Origin of the sequence: Ensifer sp. LC11 (assembly GCF_001695835.1) — a bacterium.
Taxonomy (GTDB): Bacteria; Pseudomonadota; Alphaproteobacteria; order Rhizobiales; family Rhizobiaceae; genus Ensifer.
In genome coordinates this window covers 20,237-39,461 of the sequence record NZ_MBSO01000056.1, presented here as the reverse complement: position 1 = coordinate 39,461, position 19,225 = coordinate 20,237, and the positions used below count along the sequence as shown (strand labels likewise).

Annotated in this window: 17 protein-coding genes and 1 riboswitch; of the genes, 11 read left to right on the top strand and 6 right to left on the bottom strand. The window is 63.2% G+C overall.

The features are described 5' to 3' along the window. Positions 1-33: 33 nt before the first annotated feature. Positions 34-255, bottom strand: a riboswitch (cobalamin riboswitch). A gap of 458 nt (positions 256-713) precedes the next feature. Continuing rightward, positions 714-1,658, top strand: a complete 945-nt coding sequence (locus BBX50_RS25735; RefSeq protein ID WP_065778131.1) for a LysR substrate-binding domain-containing protein — start codon at positions 714-716, stop codon at positions 1,656-1,658. Here the strand turns inward: BBX50_RS25735 and BBX50_RS25730 are convergent. The 5 genes from BBX50_RS25730 to BBX50_RS25710 form a co-directional block, all read right to left on the bottom strand. Next, positions 1,616-2,353, bottom strand: coding sequence for an aspartate/glutamate racemase family protein (locus tag BBX50_RS25730; protein WP_065778130.1), 738 nt, complete (start codon positions 2,351-2,353; stop codon positions 1,616-1,618). The genes BBX50_RS25735 and BBX50_RS25730 overlap by 43 nt on opposite strands. 5 nt (positions 2,354-2,358) lie before the next feature. After that, positions 2,359-3,180 (bottom strand): ABC transporter permease, encoded by an 822-nt coding sequence (locus BBX50_RS25725; RefSeq protein WP_065778129.1) that lies wholly within the window; start codon positions 3,178-3,180, stop codon positions 2,359-2,361. A 1-nt stretch (position 3,181) separates the two neighbouring features. Beyond that, entirely contained in the window at positions 3,182-4,096 is a 915-nt protein-coding gene (locus BBX50_RS25720) for an ABC transporter permease (protein ID WP_065778128.1), read from the bottom strand. Positions 4,097-4,284: 188 nt separating this feature from the next. Further along, positions 4,285-5,583, bottom strand: a complete 1,299-nt coding sequence (locus BBX50_RS25715; protein ID WP_065778127.1) for a PotD/PotF family extracellular solute-binding protein — start codon at positions 5,581-5,583, stop codon at positions 4,285-4,287. 33 nt (positions 5,584-5,616) lie between these two features. After that, positions 5,617-6,705 (bottom strand): ABC transporter ATP-binding protein, encoded by a 1,089-nt coding sequence (locus BBX50_RS25710; RefSeq protein WP_065778126.1) that lies wholly within the window; start codon positions 6,703-6,705, stop codon positions 5,617-5,619. A gap of 420 nt (positions 6,706-7,125) precedes the next feature. On the opposite strand from BBX50_RS25710, the gene BBX50_RS25705 reads away from it, so the two are divergent. From BBX50_RS25705 to BBX50_RS25685, 5 genes are read left to right on the top strand one after another with little or no spacing between them, the layout of a single operon-like run. Next, complete coding sequence (locus BBX50_RS25705; RefSeq protein ID WP_065778125.1) at positions 7,126-7,968, top strand: metallophosphoesterase; 843 nt, start codon at positions 7,126-7,128, stop codon at positions 7,966-7,968. Then, positions 7,965-9,131 (top strand): ABC transporter ATP-binding protein, encoded by a 1,167-nt coding sequence (locus BBX50_RS25700; RefSeq protein ID WP_065778124.1) that lies wholly within the window; start codon positions 7,965-7,967, stop codon positions 9,129-9,131. Before BBX50_RS25705 ends, BBX50_RS25700 begins: the two co-directional genes overlap by 4 nt. After that, complete coding sequence (locus BBX50_RS25695) at positions 9,124-10,149, top strand: sugar ABC transporter permease (protein WP_083213822.1); 1,026 nt, start codon at positions 9,124-9,126, stop codon at positions 10,147-10,149. Before BBX50_RS25700 ends, BBX50_RS25695 begins: the two co-directional genes overlap by 8 nt. Next, positions 10,146-10,982 carry a carbohydrate ABC transporter permease gene (locus tag BBX50_RS25690; protein ID WP_065778123.1) on the top strand — a complete coding sequence of 279 codons (837 nt, stop codon included), beginning with the start codon at positions 10,146-10,148 and terminating at the stop codon, positions 10,980-10,982. Before BBX50_RS25695 ends, BBX50_RS25690 begins: the two co-directional genes overlap by 4 nt. 24 nt (positions 10,983-11,006) lie before the next feature. Then, positions 11,007-12,272 carry an ABC transporter substrate-binding protein gene (locus tag BBX50_RS25685; RefSeq protein WP_065778122.1) on the top strand — a complete coding sequence of 422 codons (1,266 nt, stop codon included), beginning with the start codon at positions 11,007-11,009 and terminating at the stop codon, positions 12,270-12,272. Between the two features lie 66 nt (positions 12,273-12,338). Here the strand turns inward: BBX50_RS25685 and BBX50_RS25680 are convergent, their stop codons facing one another. Beyond that, positions 12,339-13,325, bottom strand: coding sequence for a substrate-binding domain-containing protein (locus BBX50_RS25680; protein ID WP_065778121.1), 987 nt, complete (start codon positions 13,323-13,325; stop codon positions 12,339-12,341). A gap of 232 nt (positions 13,326-13,557) precedes the next feature. On the opposite strand from BBX50_RS25680, the gene BBX50_RS25675 reads away from it, so the two are divergent. The 5 genes from BBX50_RS25675 to BBX50_RS25655 are packed head-to-tail and all read left to right on the top strand — an operon-like array spanning position 13,558 to position 19,213. Then, on the top strand, positions 13,558-14,586 hold the full coding sequence (locus BBX50_RS25675; protein WP_065778120.1) for a substrate-binding domain-containing protein: 1,029 nt from the start codon (positions 13,558-13,560) through the stop codon (positions 14,584-14,586). A 59-nt stretch (positions 14,587-14,645) separates the two neighbouring features. Further along, a complete protein-coding gene (locus BBX50_RS25670; RefSeq protein WP_065778119.1) occupies positions 14,646-16,190 on the top strand; it encodes a sugar ABC transporter ATP-binding protein in 1,545 nt (514 codons plus the stop codon). A 28-nt stretch (positions 16,191-16,218) separates the two neighbouring features. Further along, the gene (locus tag BBX50_RS25665; protein WP_065778118.1) at positions 16,219-17,208 is read left to right on the top strand and encodes an ABC transporter permease; all 990 of its coding nucleotides are present in this window, start codon (positions 16,219-16,221) and stop codon (positions 17,206-17,208) included. Between the two features lie 2 nt (positions 17,209-17,210). After that, complete coding sequence (locus tag BBX50_RS25660) at positions 17,211-18,221, top strand: sugar-binding transcriptional regulator (protein WP_065778117.1); 1,011 nt, start codon at positions 17,211-17,213, stop codon at positions 18,219-18,221. After that, entirely contained in the window at positions 18,218-19,213 is a 996-nt protein-coding gene (locus BBX50_RS25655) for an aldo/keto reductase (protein WP_065778116.1), read from the top strand. Before BBX50_RS25660 ends, BBX50_RS25655 begins: the two co-directional genes overlap by 4 nt. Positions 19,214-19,225: the final 12 nt, after the last annotated feature.

The following is a 19,225-nucleotide window of genomic DNA, read 5'->3' as shown; positions in this document are numbered from 1 at the left end:
CGTCGTCAACGCGCCTCATCGGACACCCCGCCCGTGGACGTTGTTCATCGCGGCAGGTCTCCTGGCTTGCGGGTCAACACGAACCGTTCCGTCTTCCCGAGGCGTCTTCCTCAGTGACATCATCGAACGGCCGCTCTCCGCCTACAGTTGCGGGGGCAGCTCCGGCCTGGGCGTTTTTGAGGCGCCGCACCGAATTCCCTCTTAGCTCCGCCCCGCCGGATGGCGGGACTGAGAACCACGATTTCAAGACAATGCCCTGCAACCGAACGCGCGTCAATCGCATAAAGAAATGCTTATGTCTTTATTTTCTCCCGCCGATGCGCGCGGCGAGACGATCGCGGGGCGAGGGGTATCTGCCTGTTGCCGTGCTGGCGCCGGCCGCTGTTGTTCCGCACATTCCACCGGCCAGTGCCAGGGGTCCGCGGCGTCACTGACGCGCGCGCGGATGTGCTCCTGGTCCCGTGTCAGGCCGATGTCTCTGAGTTGAAACTCGTTGAAGGCATCGATTGGCGTTGATGGGCGAAGCGCCCTCTCGGTCCAGTTCAGGACATGGTAAATCGTTGATCGCACTGCGCTAAGCATTGCTATCCTCACTTCTCTCGGGGTGGTGTTTTCGCGAAAAAAGTGAGGATTTTTGCCGCTTCGCGCAAAGCGATTTCTCGCATGCTGGCATAAAGAATGCTTATCTCAGCCGCATGAGCAAGATTCCCCCCATGAGTGCGGTGCGCGCCTTCGAGGCGGCGGCGAGGCACCTGAGTTTCACCCGCGCGGCGGAAGAACTCGGCATGACGCAGGCTGCCGTCAGCTATCAGATCCGGCTGCTGGAGGAGCGCATCGGCACACCGCTCTTCGTCCGCCTTCCGCGCGAAGTGCGGTTGACCGCTGCAGGCCGCCAGCTGGCGCCAAGGGTGACCGAGGCGATCGATCTGCTGGGCGCGGCCTTCTCCGAGATTGCCGACAAGACCGAACATCACCTGCATATTTCAGTGCTTCCGACGGTCGTCTCGAGCTGGCTCGGCCAGCGGCTCGCCTCGTTTCAGACGGCCCATCCGAACATCAGCATCCGGGTGCACATGTCCACCGATCTGGTCGATTTCAAGCGCGATGCCATCGATTTCGCGGTGCGCAGCGGCAGCGGCGACTGGCCGGGGAACGACGTGTTTCCGCTGTTCCCGCTCGACTATGTGCCGGTCTGCACGCCGTCCTTCCTGGAAAAGCACCAGCTCAAACACCCGTCCGACGTTTTACGGGTGCGCCGCTTCGGCAACGCCAGCTGGTGGCGGCGGTGGATGATCGAAACCGGCGTCGAGCCGCCGGCAAGCAACGGCACCGAGCTGATCTTCGACGTCCAGGCTATGGATGTGGCAACGACCCTTGCGGACCACGGCATTGCGATTGCCGTCTCCACCTTCCTGATGGAGGAACTGAAGAGCGGCAGGCTCATCCGGCCATTCGAGCATGTCGTGCGCGACGGCCGTGCCTACTGGCTGGTTTATCCGCAAAGCAGCCGACGGCAGAAGAAGATCCAGGCCTTTCGTGACTGGATCATTGCCGAGGCGGACGCGTCGAACGCGTTGCTTGCGACTGTGATGGATGATTCCAGGTCGGCATCTTCTCAGGCCGTGGTCGGCGAAAGCGCGCTCATGAAGCCTGAATAGGTCTTCGTGAGCGGTGGCGCGTAGGAACCGCGCTTGCTGGTCATAAGCCCTTGCGCCACCAGCGCTTCCGCCTGCTTGACTGCGGCGGAGACGCCATCGATCACCGGCACGCCGTAATCGGCTTGCAGATCCCGGGCGAGATCGGCCATGCCGGCGCAGCCGAGCACGATCGCCTCGGCCCCGTCCTGGTGTAGCGCGAGCTCGATCTCGCGCCGGAGTTTGGCGAGCGCGTTCGAGGCCTCGTCCTCCAGTTCCAGCACCGGAATGTCGGCGGCGCGCACCCTGGCCCGGTTGCCCATTCCATAGTGCCGGACGAGATTTTCGATCAGCACGCGCGACCGCTCGAGCGTCGTGACCACGGTGAAGCGCTGCGCAAGCATGGCAGCGGTCGCAACGGCGGATTCGCAGAGCCCTACGACCGGAATGCGGGCGAGCGCACGGGCGGCTTCAAGGCCGGTGTCGTCGAAGCAGGCGATGACCGCGGCATCGGCGCCGGCCACTTCGCCGTCGCGGATTTCGGCAAGCAGGCCGGGAAGCGCCACGGCGCCGTCAAAGTGCCCCTCGATCGAGGCCGGCCCCGACCTGGAGGTGCGAGCGAGGACTTCGGTGGTGGGGCCGACGACCGCCCGAGCGGCGGCCGCCGCCTTGGCTGTCATCGAGGCGGTGGTGTTGGGATTGACGATGAGGATACGCATCTGGCCTAGCTCAGCTTTGCCTGGCGGCGCCGCAGGATCAGGATGACCGCAAGCGCGACGAGGATAATGGTGAAGGAGAAGAGGGTGGTGACGGTGCCGAGCGCATAGAGCACCGGTGTCGTCACATTCGTGGTCATGCCGTAAATCTCGAGCGGCAGGGTGTTGTAGCTGCCCGAGGTCATCAGCGTGCGGGCGAATTCGTCATAGGAGAGCGTGAAGCCGAAGAGGCCGACGCCGATCAGGCTTGGAGTGATCATCGGCAGGAGGACGTGGCGAAAGGTCTGCCACGACGTCGCCCCGAGATCACGCGCCGCCTCCTCATAGGCTGGCGAAAACCGGTTGAAGACTGCGAACATGATCAGCACGCCGAAGGGCAGCGTCCAGGTGAGATGCGCGCCGAAACCGGAGGAATACCAGGCAGGCTTCAGGCCGAATTGCTGGAAGACAACGCCGATGCCAAGCGAGATGATGATCGACGGCACCACGAGACTTGCGACGGTAAGATAGAAGAGCGCCGTCGCGCCGCGGAAGCGCCGGCGAAAGGCAAGGCCGGCGAGCAATGCCACGACGACATTGACCGCCATCACCATCAGACCGAGCGTGAAGGAGCGACGGAACGACGCGCCGAAATCCCCGACCGCCTGCCTCTCGAACAGATTGTAGAACCAGTGCAGCGATACACCGTTCAGCGGAAAGGTCAGGCCGCCGTCCGGTCCCTGGAAGGAGAGGATCAGCACGGCCGAGAGCGGGCCGTAGAGAAAGAGCACGAACAGGGTGAAGAAGGCTGCGAGCAGGTAGAATTCCTTGCCGCGTTTCTCGTGGCTCATGTCAAAGCTCCTTGCGGATGTCGACGACGCGGAGGATCGCCGCGACCATCAAAAGCACGACGATCAAAAGCACCACCGCATTGGCGGCCGCGGCCGGATATTGCAGCAGCGACATCTGGTTCTTCATCATCAGCGCCACGGAAGCGCTCTGGCCGCCCGACATGACCTGCACCGTCGAAAAATCCGCCATGACCAGCGTGACGACGAAAATCGAACCGATCGCTATGCCGGGCTTGGCAAGCGGCAGGATGACGTTCCAGAGGATCTGCCGGCCGGAAGCGCCGCAATCGTGCGCCGCCTCGATCAGCGACCGGTCGATGCGCATCAGCGTGTTGAAGATCGGCGTAACCATGAACAGCGTGTTGAGATGGACCATGGCGAGCACGACGGCAAAGTCGGAATAGAGCAGCCATTCGATCGGCTTCGGGACGAGGCCGAGTTCGATCAGGGTCGAATTGACCAAGCCGTTGCGGCCGAGCACCGGGATCCACGAGATCATGCGAATGATGTTCGAGGTCAGGAACGGTACCGTGCAGATGAGAAAGAGTACCATCTGCATCGTGGTGGTGCGGACATGGAAGGCGAGGAAATAGGCAACCCAGAAGCCGATCAAAAGCGTCAGCGCCCAGACGAGGATGGTGAATTTCAGGGTGTTGAGATAGGTCTTCCAGGTGACCCAGGAGCCGAGCGTATCGGCGTAGTTCATTGTCAGGAAATCCGGATAAAGCCCGGCAAAATCATAGTCCCAGAAACTGACGACGATGATCGTCAGGATCGGCAGAGCGAAGAAGAAGCCGAGGATTAGCGTGAGAGGCAGAGCCTGGAGGTAGGAGGCAAGGGCGCGCGGAACGACCAGGCGGCGTGGCGCCTTCTCCGTTCCGATCTCCCCTGACTGCGAAGTCGCAAGTGTCGCCATCGTCGTTCCTCTCTTGATTTCCTGGGCGCTGGATCTGCCCCTCATCCGCCTGCCGGCACCTTCTCCCCGCAGGCGGGGAGAAGGGATCTGCCGCGTCGTTTTACGTGCTCTTGGCCGGCTAGTGGGACGCGTCCCCTCTCCCCGCTTGCGGGGAGAGGGCTAGGGTGAGGGGCAATCCCCACGGGCGATTACGCCGCGATGAACTCGTTCCAGCGCTTGATCATGTAGCGGTCCTCGTCCATGACCGAGTTCCAGCAGGCGACCTTGCCCATGCGCTCTTCGAATGAGCCGCCGTCGCGCACCGCGCCCGCTTTCTCCATGACCTTTCCTTCCGGTGAGAGGATGTCGCCTTGGGCGGGCTTGCCTTCCACCCAGAAGCCCCACTCGTCCTCGGACATGAAGCCCTTGGCGGTCTCCATGGCGGCGGAGTAGTAGCCCTGGCGGTTGAGATAGGCGCCGACCCAGCCGGACAGGTACCAGTTGATGTATTCGTAAGCCGCGTCGAGCTGGGCGCCCTGAAGGTGGGCGGCAAGGCCAAGGCCGCCGCCCCAGGCGCGATAGCCTTCCTTCAGCGGCTGGTACTTGCAGGCGATGCCCTTCGAGCGCACAGCGGCGACGGCGGGTGACCACATGGACTGGATGACGACTTCGCCCGAAGCCATCAGGTTGACGCTCTCGTCGAAGGATTTCCAGAAGGCACGGAACTGGCCGTCCTGCTTGGCCTTGATAAGGAAGTCGATCGTCTTATCGATCTCTTCCGTGGTCATGTTGCCCTTGTCGGCATATTTGATGTTGCCAAGGGCCTCCATGATCATGGCAGCATCCATGATGCCGATCGAGGGAATGTTGAGGATCGCGGTCTTGCCCTTGAAGGCCGGGTCCATGATGTCGGCCCAGGTCGAGATCTCACGGCCGACGAGATCGGGACGGATACCGAGCGTGTCGGCATTGTAGATCGTCGGGATCAGCGTCATCCAGTCGGTCGGCGACTTGGCGAAGGTCTTGGCGCCCGGCGCCTCGACGAAGCCGACGGTGTGCGGTGCCGTGCCTTGCGCAACGACGCTTTCGGGCTTGAGCTTGCCGTCGATGAACAGCGGCACGATCTTGTCGAAGTACTTGATCTTCTTCACATCCATCGGCTGCATCACGCCGGCTGGAAAGACCTTCTTGGCGATCCAGTATTCGATGTCGGCGATGTCGTAGGAATCGGGCTGGGTCACCGCGCGTTGGGCTGCGGCATCGGAATCGGTCGCCGTCATTTCGAGCGTGATGCCGAGGTCCTGTTTGCACTTCTCGGCGATCGCATTGATGTTGGAAACGCCGGTGCCGAACTGGCGCAGCGTGATCGGGTTCTGGGCCCAGATCGTCGGGAAGCCGGTGATGGCGCCCGATCCGGCGATCGCGCCGACGGCGGCAGCGCCGGTTTTCAGAAGTGAGCGCCGGGTCAGGCCGACGCCAGGCGTTTCAGTCTTGGTTTCAGTCGTCATGTGCAGTTCCCCTTCTTTTTGATGGTTGGTAGCTCATGCGGAAAGGCGGCCGAGGGGGACGACGTCCTCCAGGGTCCAGCTCAGGGAGACCACGTCGCCGACAGTGACGGGTTTCCTGAAGTAATCGGCGTCGCTGAGGATCACCGTGAAGTCGTCGCTGCCGGCGCCAATGGCAGTGAGCCACACCGAAGCGCCGCGATATTCGATGTTGGAGACCACCGCCTGGAACCCGAGGCCCTTCTCGCTCGGCGGATCGAGCCGCACGCGATCAGTGCGGATGCCGATGTCGATTGGCTTGCCGAATTCCTGGGCGATGTCGCGCACCGAGAAGACTTGCCCCTCGGTCGTCTCCATTTCGATCAAGTTGTCGGTGATCGTCCGGACTTTCCCCGAAAGCACATTGTGGTCACCCATGAAGCGTGCAACGAAAGCGGTCGCCGGCCGCTCGAACACGGTGCGCGGCGCTGCCGCCTGCTCGATCTTGCCGTTGTTCATCACCACGATCAGATCGGCGAGCGCCATCGCCTCTTCCTGGCTGTGGGTGACGTGGACGAAGGTGATGCCGAGCGTCTTCTGCAGTTTTTTCAGTTCCGCCCGCATGCGGATCTTCAGGAACGGGTCGAGTGCCGACAACGGTTCGTCAAGCAGCAGCGCTTCCGGCTCGGTGATGAGGGCGCGGGCGAGGGCCACACGCTGTTGCTGGCCGCCCGAAAGCTGGGCCGGACGCCTGGAGCCATAGGCCTCCATCTGCATCAGCTTCAGCATGTCGAGCGCCTTGGCGCGGCGGGCATCACGATCGACACCCTTCATCTTCAGGCTGAAGGCGACGTTGTCGACGAGGTCGAGATGGGGGAACAGCGCATAGGACTGGAACATCATCGCCGTGTTGCGCCTGGCCGGCGGAAAATCGGTGACGACGACATTGCCGAGGCGCAGATCGCCGGACGAGATGCTCTCATGGCCGGCGATCATGCGTAGCGTCGAGGTCTTGCCGCAGCCGGAAGGACCGAGAAAGCAGCAATAGCTGCCGGCGGGGATCTTGAGACTGATGGACTGTACAGCCGTGGTCGAGCCGTAAATCTTGGAAACGGAAACGATATCGATCTCTGCGGCTTTCGACATGAGGTTTTCTCCTTGCAACAGACAAGAAGCATCAATCGTGCCAATCTCGATCGTCGTGCCTTAAGGCTATGGTTTTGCGTGAGAATGTCCGTTGCGACGACGAACTGCGGCCGTTCGCATTTTAGAGCGACTGCTCATGAATTGAGCTTTTTGTCGTCAATATGCGCAAATTATCGTATACAATAGTATGAGATTTTGAGCGCAAAGGCGACCTGACCTCCGCCGGCTGAGGCTCGGACAGATTTTGCGACAACCGTTTTTCCTGAAGGTGAAACTTTCATGGAGAAACTGAAAATCAGCTGAGAACGGCTGTTACCAAACTGACATGGCAACTCCCTAAAGACTGCGGCAACCGCAGCGGAGGGGAGACAAATCCCTCCGATGAGCACGCCCGTTAGCCATTGCCGGAGGCCCGTTTCCATGAAGATCGTCCAGATCAGCGACACTCATCTCAGCCCCTCCAAGAGCCACTTCAACAACAATTGGGAGCCGCTGCGCGTCTGGATCGAGGCCGTGGCACCGGACCTCGTCATCCACACCGGCGACGTCACGATCGATGGTGCCGACGATGAAGCCGACATCACCTTCTCGCTTGACCAGATCGGGCAACTGTCGATGCCCGTGCTGATTGTTCCCGGCAATCATGATGTCGGTCATCTGCCCGGTTCGCACCAGCCGGTCGATCCGGAACGCCTTGCCCGCTGGCGCGGCCTTGCCGGCCCGGACTACTGGGTCTCCGACCACGGCGACTGGCGTCTGGTCGGCCTCAACAGCCTGCTTTTCGGCTTCGAGGACGAGGAAGAGGAAAAGCAGTTTGCCTGGCTGGAAGAGCAGTTGCAGAACCGCGATGGGCGCAGGGTGGCAATCTTCGCCCACAAGCCGCTTTTCGTCGATGCGCCCGAGGAAGGCGACACCGGTTACTGGGGCATCCGTCCCCGCCAGCGCCAGCGTCTCTTTGATCTGTTTGCGGCTTCCGATGTGGCGCTGCATGCGAGCGGCCACCTGCATTGGGCCTGGACGGGTGAACATGCCGGAACGTCGCTGATCTGGGCGCCGCCGACCTCCTTCATCATCGACACCTTGGAACGGCCGATGCCGGGCGAGCGGCTGGTCGGCGCCGTCGTGCACAGGTTCACCGATGCCGACGTCGCGAGCGAGATCGTCGCGGTGCCGGGGCTGACGAGCCACGTGCTCGATCCGATCGTCGAAGAGGTCTACCCGCAGGCGGCGAAGAAGAAGATCCGCGTGGAGGCTGCACAATGAGCGTGCTTTCGCTTCGCGGCATCACCAAATCCTACGCCGGCAACGCCATCCTCAAGGGCGTCAGCCTGGAAGCCGAGGCCGGCGAATTCATCGCCCTCGTCGGCCCCTCCGGCTGCGGCAAGAGCACGCTTCTGCGCATCGTGGCCGGCCTCGACCACGGTGATACCGGCGAGATCGTCATCGGCGGACGCAGCGTCGCGCGCATGGCCGCGGCCGATCGCAATGTCGCGATGGTGTTTCAGTCCTATGCCCTCTATCCGCATCTGACCGCGGGCCAGAACATTGCCGTGCCGCTCGCCATGCGACGCCTGACGGCGGCGCAACGCCTGCCGTTCGTCGGCAACGTCCTGCCGGGGCAGAAGCAGATCCGCACCGATATCCAGCGTCAGGTCAAGGAAATGGCGCTGGCGCTGAAGATCGACCATCTGCTCGACCGCAAGCCCGGGCAGATGTCCGGCGGCCAGCGTCAGCGCGTGGCGCTCGCCCGTGCGATGGTGCGCCGGCCGGCCGTCTTCCTGATGGACGAGCCGCTCTCCAATCTCGACGCCAACCTGCGCGTCCATGCGCGCGGCGAGATCGTCGATCTGCACCGCCGCGCCGGCGTGCCGACGCTCTATGTCACCCATGATCAGTCGGAAGCACTGTCGATGGCCGACCGGGTCGCCGTGATGATCGGCGGAAGCCTGTTGCAACTGGCGACGCCAAAGGAAATCTACGACAACCCCGCCCATATCGAGGTCGCACGCTTCCTCGGCCAGCCGAAGATCAACGTGCTTGAGACCCGCACCGATGCCGCCGGTATCGTGCGCTTCGGCGATCTGGTCCTGCTGGCAAAGCGCGGGCAGGCGCCGGATGCGCCGGTGAAGCTCGCGATCCGCCCGGAATTCGTGCGTTTCCATGCGGCAGGTGCCGGTCGGCTGACGGCGCGGGTCGAGCGCATGGAGTTCCTCGGCTCTGAAGTCATCGTCCATGCTCGCCTCGATGCGATCGGCGAGGTTATCACCGCCAAGGCGGCGCCGGCCGAGGCCGCGGCCCTCGCGATCGGTCAGCCGGTTGATGTCGAGTTCATGGCCGAGCGGGTGATGCTGTTCGACAGCGAGGGTGCTCGGCTGCAGGCAGAGCCGGTCGCTATCGCGACGACGCTGGAGAAGATCCATGGCTAAGGCGGGTTCCGATCGAGAGGCGGCGGTTGGGGCGGCGGGTGTCGAGACTACCCCCCTCTGCCCCGCCGAGCACGACAAAAGCGCTCACGCTGCCCAGCCGGCGCGGCACCTTCGCTCCCACGCGATCGACGCTGCCAACCTCCCCGATCGCCGCGAAGCCCGCATCGCCTGGCTGCTAGCGCTGCCGGCGATCACGCTGCTTTTCCTCTTCATCCTCTTGCCAACAGCCGCTGTGATCGTGCTCGGTTTCACCGATTTCGAGCTCGGCTACAGCAACTGGCGCTTCGTCGGCTTCGAGAATTACGCCGAACTTCTGGGTGATCGCACATTCCGCCGCTCGCTCTGGAACACTGCGGTCTACACAGTGATCGTCACGCCGGTCTCGATCGTACTGGCGCTGGCGATCGCCATGCTGATCGAGGCGGAAACCAAGGGCAGGGCCTTCTTCCGCACGGTCTATTTCCTGCCGGTTGCCTCGCTGCTGGTCGCCATGGCGACGGTGTGGCAGTTCCTGTTCCACCCAACGATCGGCCCGATCAACACCTTCCTGGCGCTCTTCGGCATTGCCGGCCCCAACTGGCTCGGCGCCTCCGGAACCGTGCTTTACGGCCTGTCGATCATCGGCATCTGGCAATCCGTCGGCTTCAACATGGTGCTGTTTCTCGCCGGCCTTACCGCCATTCCGCGAGAGCTCTATGCCGCGGCGGAGGTCGATGGCGCCAAATCCTGGTTCGATCGTTTCCGGCTGGTGACCTGGCCGATGCTCGGGCCGACGACGCTCTTCGTTGCCACCATCAGCATCATCAATTCGGTGAAGGTGTTCGAGACGGTGAAGACCCTGACCGAGGGCGGTCCGAACAAGGCGTCGGAGGTGCTGCTCTTCACCATCTACCAGGAAGGCTTCGTCTATCTGCGCGTCGGCTACGCATCGGCGATGACCGTCGTCTTTCTCGCCATCCTCGTCGTCCTGATGTTCCTGCAGTACCGCGTTCTTGACCGGAAGGTGCACTACGCATGACCAGCAACGCTATCTCCGTCGCCCGCATCCTTCGCCTTGCGATCCTGTCAACAGGCGCGCTGCTCTTCCTCGCCCCCTACATCTTCATGGTCTCGACCGCCGGCAAGGCGCAGAGCGAGATCTTCTCCTCGTCGCTGTCGCTGATCCCTGAGCAATGGTCCTACATCGAGAACTTTTCGAAGGCCCTGTCGCGCGTCTCGATGTCGACCCTGCTCTTCAACGGCGTCGTCGTCTGCGCGCTGATCTTCGTCATCCAGATCGTCGTTGCCATCCCCTGTGCCTACGCCATGGCCAAGCTGAAGTTCCGCGCGGCGCGGACCATGATGGTCCTCGTCATGCTCGGTCTGCTCGTGCCGATCCATGCGACGGCGCTGCCCATTTACGTGGCCTTCGACAGGCTCTCGGTGCTGAACAGCTACACAGCACTGGTGGCGCCATTCTCGATCTCGGTCTTTGCGATCTTCCTGTTCCTGCAGTTCTTCCGTGCGATGCCCGACGACCTGATCCATGCGGCGAGGCTCGACGGCATGTCGGAGGCGGGCATCGTCGCGCGTGTCATCGTGCCCAACGCCTGGCCGGCGATCACCGCCTTTGCGATCTTCTCGGTTGTCGCCCACTGGAACGATCTCTTCTGGCCGCTGATCGTCGTCACCAACCAGGATTATGCCACCCCGCCGCTCGGCCTGCTCTATTTCCGCGCCGCGGAAGCGGGCGACGACTACGGCGCGCTGATGGCCGCAACCCTCATCATCACCCTTCCCCTCGTGACGGCTTTCCTGCTGGCGCAGAAGCGCTTCGTCGAGGGCATCACCATGACCGGTCTCAAAGGCTGAACGGTCCAACCCGGAGCGCAATCCATGAAACATCTGAGACAGCTTTTCACCGCAGCCACCGCATCGCTGATGCTCGCCGCCCCCGCTTATGCCGAGACCCAGCTCACGGTGCATTACCCGATGCCGGGCTTCTTCAAGGACGTGATGGACACGATCTCGAAGAAGTTCATGGAAGAAAACCCTGATATCAAGATCACCTTCGCCAATCCCTCGGCGACCTATGAGGAAGGCATCCAGACGATCATGCGTCAGGCCGGCACGGCCGAGATGCCCGATCTCACCTTCATCGGCCTCAATCGTCTACGCATGGTCAACGAGCGCGACATTCCCGTCGATCTCGGCCCGTTCATCGCCAAGGACGGCAACATGGCGGAGCAGGGCTTTTCCGAGAATATCCTGAAGCTCGCCCAGGTCGGCGGCAAGCAGGTGGGCCTTGCCTTCGCCACCTCCAACCCGATCATGTACTACAATGCCGATCTGGTGCGCAAAGCCGGCGGCGACCCGGAAAACCCGCCGAAGACCTGGGACGAGGTGATCGCGCTCGGGGGCAAGATCAAGGCGCTCGGTGACGGCAACGAGGGCATCGACTTCCGCTGGCAGGGCGACGACTGGATGTTTTCCGCACTGCTCTTCGGCGCCGGCGGCGACATGCTGAGCGCCGACGAAAGCAAGGTCACCTTCAATGGCCCTGAAGGCCAGAAGGCCGTCGAGGTGCTCGACCGCATGGTCAAGGAAGGCGGCTTGCCGGTGCTGACGAAGCAGGCCGGCGAACAGGCCTTCGTTGCCGGCAAGATCGGTTTTGCCTTCCAGACGACGGGCGCGCTGCGCAACACCATCAAGAATGTCGGCGGCAAGTTCGACCTGCGAACAGCCCATATCCCGCTGATCGACCCGGTAAACGGCAAGCTGCCCACCGGCGGCAATGCCGTCGTCATCCTGACCCGCGACGCGGAAAAGCAGGAAGCGGCCTGGAAGTTTGCGAAGTTCGCCGCCGGCCCTTACGGCGCATCCGTCGTCGTTCCTGGCACCGGCTATGTGCCGAACAACGAGCTCGCCGCCAAGTCGCCGGACTATCTCGCCAACTTCTACAAGGAAAACCCGCTGTTCCGCGCCGGTCTTGAGCAGATGCCGCGCATGCGTCCCTGGTATGCCTTCCCCGGCAGCAACGGGGTGAAGGTCACGCAGACGATCGTCGAGAACCTGTCGCGTATCGTCGAGCAGACGGCGACGCCGAAAGAAGCGCTGGACGAGGCCGCAGCCGAAGTCGAAAGCCTGCTGCCGCGCAGCTGATCTCGACTATCCCGATGACTGCCGCCGCCCCGGAGGAAGCTTCGCGGGCGGCGTTTGTTTGTCCGGTCAGCCGAGGCGGCGAACCGTTCCACCGGGATAGAGCCGGCTTTCGAGGGTCAGATGACGGCAGCCTGACGCATTTTCGGCCATGTCGAGCAGCAGCGCCGCCGCCGCGACGCCCATGTCGCCATCGGGCATCGAGATCGTCGTGAGCGTCGGCGTCATCAGCCGCCCGAGTGCGATGCCGTCGAAGCCGGCGACCGAGACGTCATCCGGCACGGCCAGGCCCTCACTTCTAAGCGCCGCGATCACGCCAAGCGCCAGCAGATCGTTGGAGGCGATGATCGCGGTCGGTCGATGGTGGACGATCACCGTCGCGAGATCGAGATTCTCGTAGCCATCGACGAAGGGGATCTCGACCGCCTCCATCGGCTGGAAGCCGGCTTCCTGCATGGCGGCGGAATAGCCGTCATAGCGCAGCCGTGCCCGGTCGGAGGAGCGGAAGTGGCCGGAGACGACGAGAATGCGGCGGTGGCCGTGGTCAAGCATATGGCGGGTGAGGTCGAAACCGGCCCGGTAGTTATCGACGGTGACGGCAGCGGCGAAGCGGGGAACCGGCCGGTTGTTGAGAAGCACGGTCGGCGGCAGTGCTGCGGAAAGGGCCTCGCTGGTGCGGGCATCGCAAAGCGTCAGGATCAGGCCGGTCGGGCGCTGTTCGAGCAGCGAGCGTACCGCGCGGGCTTCGAGCGCCGGGTCGTAGTTGGATTGGGCGATCAGCACGCCGTGGTTTGCGGCCTGCATGCGATGCTGGATGCCGCCGAGCGAGGCGGCAAAGACCGGGTTGGTGACGCTTGGCACGAGCACGCCGACAACCGGCTGGTTGCGGGCGGCAGTGCGTCCTGCGGCCGGCGTTGGCCGATAGCCGAGCTCGGCAGCGGCCCGGCGCACGCGCCGCACCATCTCGTCGCTGACCGGGCCTTCGCCGTTCAGCACGCGCGAGACGGTCGCCAGCGAGCAGCCGGCATGGAAGGCGATCTGTTGCAGGGTAACCATCGTCGCCCTCTAGCCGATCCGCGTGACAGCAGATTGAAGGCTCTCTCCCGCCTTTTCCACATTGGGCATGAATTATTATTCATGCCATGAATTATATTGACAGACAGTGAGTCCGCCGCTTTAATCGCAATCGTCGGAAGTCGAGGAGGAGTTCCGGCAAACTCATACATTCAGCGGCCGCAAACAGGCGGCCCATCGGTTTTGGGAGGGGCTTCGGCCTCGAGGAGGACGCGTGCGCAAATTTTTCAGCACGACCGCTCTGGCGGTCATTGCAACTTCGCTTTGGGCCGGCTCGGCAAGCGCCGAAACGGCGAACCCGTTTCGCTGCCAGCCCGGCGAAAAATACGTCATGAACGTCATGGTATCCGGCGTCGAATACTGGTTCCCGGTCTATGAAATGTTCAAGCAGGCCGGCCAGCAGTTCGGCTGCGAGACCGAATATACCGGTACGCCGGAATATGACGTCAACAAGCAGATCGCCACCTTCGACCAGGCGCTCGCCCAGAACCCGGCCGGCATCCTAGTGCATCCGATGAACTCGGATCCGTTCATCGAGCCGATCAACCGGGCGATCGATCAAGGAACCGCCGTCGTCACCTTCGCTGCGGACTCGCCGCTGTCGAAGCGCGTCTCTTTCATCACCTCGGACAATAGCCGCGAAGGCACCTACGCGGCCGACGCGATCGCCGAGAAAATGGGTGGCAAGGGCGAGTATGCGGTTCTCGAAAACCCCGGCCAGGACAACCACGACAAGCGCATCACCGCCTTCGTCAACCGCATGGCCGAAAAGTGGCCGGACATGAAACTCGTCGGACGTGCTGCCTCGAACCAGGATCCGAACAAGGCCTACCAAGGCCTGATGAGCATCATCCAGGCCAATCCGAACCTCGGCGCCGTGTTCATGCCGGAAGCCAACTCGGCAATAGGTGCCGCCCAGGCCAGCAAGGAAAGCGGCGGCAAGGTGCTCGTCATGTGCGCCGACGTCAACGCCAACATCCTCGACATGATCAAGGCCGGCGAAGTCTTCGGTTCGATCAACCCGAACCAGGGCATGCAGGGTTATATGGGCTTCATGCTGCTGTGGATGGCCAAACACCCGGAGCTGATCGACCCGATGAACGACGCCAAGCGCGCCGGCTTCAACCCGATGAGCATCCCCTTCGTCGACAACGGCCTCTCGATCGTCACCGCCGAGAATGCCGACGATTTCTACTGGGACAAGTACCTGAAGCGTCGTGGTACCAAGGGCATCGACGAGTAAGGACATGACTTGGCTGCCCGGCCCCTGCCGGGCAGCCAATGATGCGGGTGGAGGACAGCATGGCAGCAGAACCGGTTCTGGAGGTCCGGCGCGTCACCAAGCATTTCGGTGCGGTGAAGGCGCTGACGGAGGTGGATTTTCGGCTTGAGCGGGGAGAGATCCACGCGCTCTGCGGTGAAAACGGCGCGGGCAAGTCGACGCTGATGAACATCCTTGCCGGTGTGCTGCAGCCGAATGACGGTGAGGTGCTGGTCGATGGTGCGCCGGTGAAGGTCGGCTCGCCGGCGATCGCCCAGATGCTCGGCATCGGCCTCGTCCATCAGGAGATCGCGCTCTGTCCGGATGCAACGGTGGCGGAAAACATGTTCATGGCCGCCACCAACCGCCGCCGTTCGCCGCTGATGAACTACGGCGCGCTCGAACGGGAGGCGCAGATGGTGATGAACCGGCTGGCACCGATCGATGTCCGGCGCAAGGTTGCCGACCTCGCCATTTCCAGCCAGCAGCTGGTCGAGATCGCCAAGGCGCTGACGCTCGACTGCCGCGTGCTGATCCTCGACGAGCCGACTGCGGCGCTGACCGAGGCCGAGGCGCAGGCGCTGTTCGGCATCATCCGCGACCTCAAGGCTGCGGGTATTTCCATCATCTATATCAGCCACCGCATGGCGGAGATTTTTTCGCTCTGCGACCGCGTCACGGTGTTTCGCGACGGCCGCCATGTGGTCACCGAGAAGATCGCCGACGTGACGCCTGACGATGTCGTGCGCCGGATGGTCGGCCGCGAGATCAGCCAGCTCTATCCAGCGAAGCAGGCGCCGGAGGCGCGGTCGGACGAGACAATTCTCTCGGTTCGCAATTTGAGCGACGGCGACCGTATCGACACCGTCTCCTTCGATCTGAAGCGCGGCGAGATCCTCGGGCTTGGCGGCCTGATCGGCTCCGGCCGCACCGAGATAGCGGAAGCGATCTGTGGCCTGAGGGCCAGGTCGAAGGGCGAGGTCGCCCTGCGCGGCAAGGTCCAGCGCATCGCCAACTACCGCGACGCGGTCAATGCCGGCATCGTCTACCTGTCGGAGGACCGTAAGGGCTCCGGCGTCTTCGTCGAGCTCTCGATTGCCCAGAACATTTCGGTGCTCGATCTGAAGACACTGACAGGTCCGCTCGGACTATTGAATTCCAAGGCGGAGGCCGATCTGGCGCGCGATTTCGTGCGGCGCCTCGGCGTGCGCATGGGCGGCATCGACATGCCGGTGTCGTCGCTCTCGGGCGGCAACCAGCAGAAGGTGGCGATCGCCAAGCAGCTCGCCGTTCGCCCGCAGGTGATCCTCATGGACGAGCCGACGCGCGGCATCGATGTCGGCGCGAAATCCGAGATCCACCGGCTGCTGCGCGAACTTGCCGAAACCGGTATCGGCATCGTGGTGATCTCATCGGAACTGCCGGAGCTGCTCGGGCTTTGCGACCGGGTGCTGGTCGTGCGGGAGGGCGCGATCGCCGGCGAGCTTGACGACACTGACATGAGCGAGGAGGCGGTGATCCGCCTGGCGTCCGGCGTGACGCAAACGGATCAGATCGCAACGGGCAGGACAGCAAATGTCGCCTGAAAGAACGGAAAGAGCCGGGGAGGCGGAAATGGCAGTTGATACGATGGTTGCAACCGAGAGGCAGGTGCCGGCCTGGAAACGCATCGGCACGATGCGCGAGGCCGGGCTGATCGCGATCATCCTGGCGCTTGGGCTCGTCATGAGCTTCGCCTCGCCGCACTTCCTGACCTTCGGCAACATGCGCGCCATGCTGATGAGCTTCTCGGTCGAAGGCATCGTCGTCGTCGGCATGACGATCCTCTTGATCGTCGGCGGCATCGACCTTGCGGTCGGTTCGGTCGTGTGCTTCGCCATGGTGCTCGCCGGATCGCTGTTCCTCGCCGGTGTCGACCCCTGGACGGCCTCGCTCGTCGGGATCCTCGCAAGCAGCATGATCGGCATGATCATGGGCTTCTTCGTCACCGTCGTCGGGCTCAACCACTTCATCACGTCGCTGGCGGCGATGGTGATCGTGCGCGGTCTCTGCCTCGTCATCACCAAGGGCACGCCGCTGTCGCTCTTCACGCTGCCGGCCTCGTTCAAGGCGGTCGGGCAGGGCACCTTTCACGGTGTTCCCTATGTCATCCTGATCTTCGTCGCCGTCGTTATTCTGTTCGATTTCCTGCTGCGCCGGGCGACCGCCTTCCGCAAGGTGTTCTATACCGGCAGCAACGAGAAGGCGGCGCTCTATTCGGGCATCAAGACCAAGCAGGTGAAGTTCTGGGTGACGGTGCTCTGCTCGACGCTCGCCGGTGTCGCCGGCGTCATCTACATGTCGCGCTTCGGGGCGGCGACGCCGACCTTCGGCGTCGGCATGGAGCTCAACATCATCGCGGCGGCCGTCATCGGCGGAGCCTCGCTCAACGGCGGCTCGGGCACGATCCTCGGCGCCATTCTCGGCATCGCCCTGCTTTCGGTCGTCACCAGTTCATTGATCCTGCTCGACGTCTCCGTCTATTGGCAGGACATGATCAAAGGCTGCATTCTCTTGGCTGCCGTTTCCATCGACCACTTGCTGCACAAGCGGAAGGCCGTCTGAACATGCCGATTGCCAAACCCACTCTGTCCACGGTCTCATCCGCGCGCGAAGAACTCGTCGTCGCCAGGCAGATGCACCAGGCGCTGGTTCTGCACTTCCTCGAGGGGCTGACCCAGTCGCAGATTGCCGACCGGCTCGGCATCTCGCAGCCGACCGTCAACCGCTTGATCAAGCGCGGCCGCCAGCTCGGTCTGGTCGAGATCAAGATCAAATCGCCGATCGAGCCCTTGGTCGATATGGAGGAGCAATTGCTGGCGATCGGCGGTATCCGCCGTGCGATCGTCGTGCCGACCGTATCCGAGAACCAGCAGACCGCGTTGCAGGCGGTCGGCGAGGCGGCGGCGCGATTGCTGCTTGAAGAGATCGGCGACGGCGACACCATCTGCATCACCGGCGGCAAGGGCGTCAGCGCCGTCGTCGCCGGTCTGCAGGCACCGCGCCGCTTCGATGTCGAGGTGATCCCGGCAACCGGCTGCGTCCAGGGCAAGCACTATACCGACGTCAACCATGTCTCGACGCTGATGGCCGACCGGCTGGGCGGGCGGTCCTTCCAGATCCATGCGCCGCTCTTTGCCGACAGCGCCGCCGAGCGGGCGATGCTGATCAACATGCGCTCGGTGGCTGACGTTTTCGGCAGGGCGCGGGAGGCGAAGGTCGCCGTGGTCGGCATCGGTTCGATCCTCTCCGACGATTCGAGTTATTACGACCTGCATCCGTTATCGAGCACCGACCGGGCGGCAATCGAGCGCTCAGGTGCAAGCTGCGAGTTGCTCGCGCACCTGCTCGATGAACAGGGTCGCGTCTGCGACTACAGCCTCAACCGTTCGCTGGTGTCGCTGACGCTTAAGGAATTTGCCTCGATCCCGACGAAGATCGGGGTGGCGAGCGGGCCGAACAAGGCAGGGCCGATCCTTAGCGTCCTGCGCGGGCGGCATCTCGATACACTGGTGACGGACGAGGCGACCGGCGCGCGCGTGCTCGCCATGGCAAGCGAAAAGGGACTTCTGGCATGAGTGGGGACCAATTGATGCGGGAGATCGGCCGATCCGGCGTGACGGCTTCGGCCGTCGGGCTCGGCACCTGGGCGATCGGCGGCTGGATGTGGGGCGGCACCGACGAGAAGGAATCGATCGCCGCGATCCAGGCCTCGCTCGACGCCGGCGTGACGCTGATCGACACGGCGCCTGCCTATGGCCTCGGGCGTTCGGAAGAGATCGTCGGCAAGGCGCTCGCCGGCCGTCGCGACCAGGCGGTGATCGCCACCAAATGCGGGCTGGTCTGGCATACGGACAAGGGACGGCACTTCTTCGACCAGGACGGAAAGCCGGTGCATCGCTACCTCGGCCGCGATGGGATCCGCCACGAGGTGGAGCAGAGCCTGAAACGGCTCGGCACCGACTATATCGACCTCTACATCACCCATTGGCAGGACCCGACGACGCCGATCGAAGAAACCATGGGCGCGCTGGAAGAGCTGCGCAAGGCCGGCAAGATCCGGGCGATCGGCGCCAGCAATGTCGACCGCGGCGAACTGGAGCAGTACATCGCCGTCGGCGGGCTCGATGCGATCCAGGAACGCTTCAGCATGATCGATCGCGAGATCGAGGCCGAGCTTTTGCCGCTGACGCGGCGCAACGGCGTCGCGACGCTCAGCTATTCCTCGCTGGCGCTCGGTCTTCTCTCGGGCGGCATCGGCCCGGAGCGCGTGTTTTCGGGCGACGACCAGCGTCGCGACAATCCGCGCTTCTCGGTCGGCAATCGCGAAAAGGTCGCGGCCTTCGCCAAGTCGATCCGGCCGATCGCCGAAAAGCACGGCGCGACCATCGCCCAGATCGTCATTGCCTGGACGCTGCGCCAAGAGGGCGTGACCTTCGCGCTCTGCGGCGCGCGCAACCCGGCGCAAGCGCTCGACAATGCCCGAGCCGGGACGATCCGGCTCGATGACGACGATCTTAAGGGGATCGACGCGGCGGTCGCGGCGAAACTCGTCAACATGGACAGCTAACGGACTGCCATC

Coding starts and splice junctions, on each gene's coding strand:
- BBX50_RS25735 (WP_065778131.1), top strand. CDS start 714: ATGAGTGCGGTGCGCGCCTTCGAGGCGGCGGCGAGGCACCTGAGTTTC.
- BBX50_RS25730 (WP_065778130.1), bottom strand. CDS start 2,353: ATGCGTATCCTCATCGTCAATCCCAACACCACCGCCTCGATGACAGCC.
- BBX50_RS25725 (WP_065778129.1), bottom strand. CDS start 3,180: ATGAGCCACGAGAAACGCGGCAAGGAATTCTACCTGCTCGCAGCCTTC.
- BBX50_RS25720 (WP_065778128.1), bottom strand. CDS start 4,096: ATGGCGACACTTGCGACTTCGCAGTCAGGGGAGATCGGAACGGAGAAG.
- BBX50_RS25715 (WP_065778127.1), bottom strand. CDS start 5,583: ATGACGACTGAAACCAAGACTGAAACGCCTGGCGTCGGCCTGACCCGG.
- BBX50_RS25710 (WP_065778126.1), bottom strand. CDS start 6,705: ATGTCGAAAGCCGCAGAGATCGATATCGTTTCCGTTTCCAAGATTTAC.
- BBX50_RS25705 (WP_065778125.1), top strand. CDS start 7,126: ATGAAGATCGTCCAGATCAGCGACACTCATCTCAGCCCCTCCAAGAGC.
- BBX50_RS25700 (WP_065778124.1), top strand. CDS start 7,965: ATGAGCGTGCTTTCGCTTCGCGGCATCACCAAATCCTACGCCGGCAAC.
- BBX50_RS25695 (WP_083213822.1), top strand. CDS start 9,124: ATGGCTAAGGCGGGTTCCGATCGAGAGGCGGCGGTTGGGGCGGCGGGT.
- BBX50_RS25690 (WP_065778123.1), top strand. CDS start 10,146: ATGACCAGCAACGCTATCTCCGTCGCCCGCATCCTTCGCCTTGCGATC.
- BBX50_RS25685 (WP_065778122.1), top strand. CDS start 11,007: ATGAAACATCTGAGACAGCTTTTCACCGCAGCCACCGCATCGCTGATG.
- BBX50_RS25680 (WP_065778121.1), bottom strand. CDS start 13,325: ATGGTTACCCTGCAACAGATCGCCTTCCATGCCGGCTGCTCGCTGGCG.
- BBX50_RS25670 (WP_065778119.1), top strand. CDS start 14,646: ATGGCAGCAGAACCGGTTCTGGAGGTCCGGCGCGTCACCAAGCATTTC.
- BBX50_RS25665 (WP_065778118.1), top strand. CDS start 16,219: ATGGCAGTTGATACGATGGTTGCAACCGAGAGGCAGGTGCCGGCCTGG.
- BBX50_RS25660 (WP_065778117.1), top strand. CDS start 17,211: ATGCCGATTGCCAAACCCACTCTGTCCACGGTCTCATCCGCGCGCGAA.
- BBX50_RS25655 (WP_065778116.1), top strand. CDS start 18,218: ATGAGTGGGGACCAATTGATGCGGGAGATCGGCCGATCCGGCGTGACG.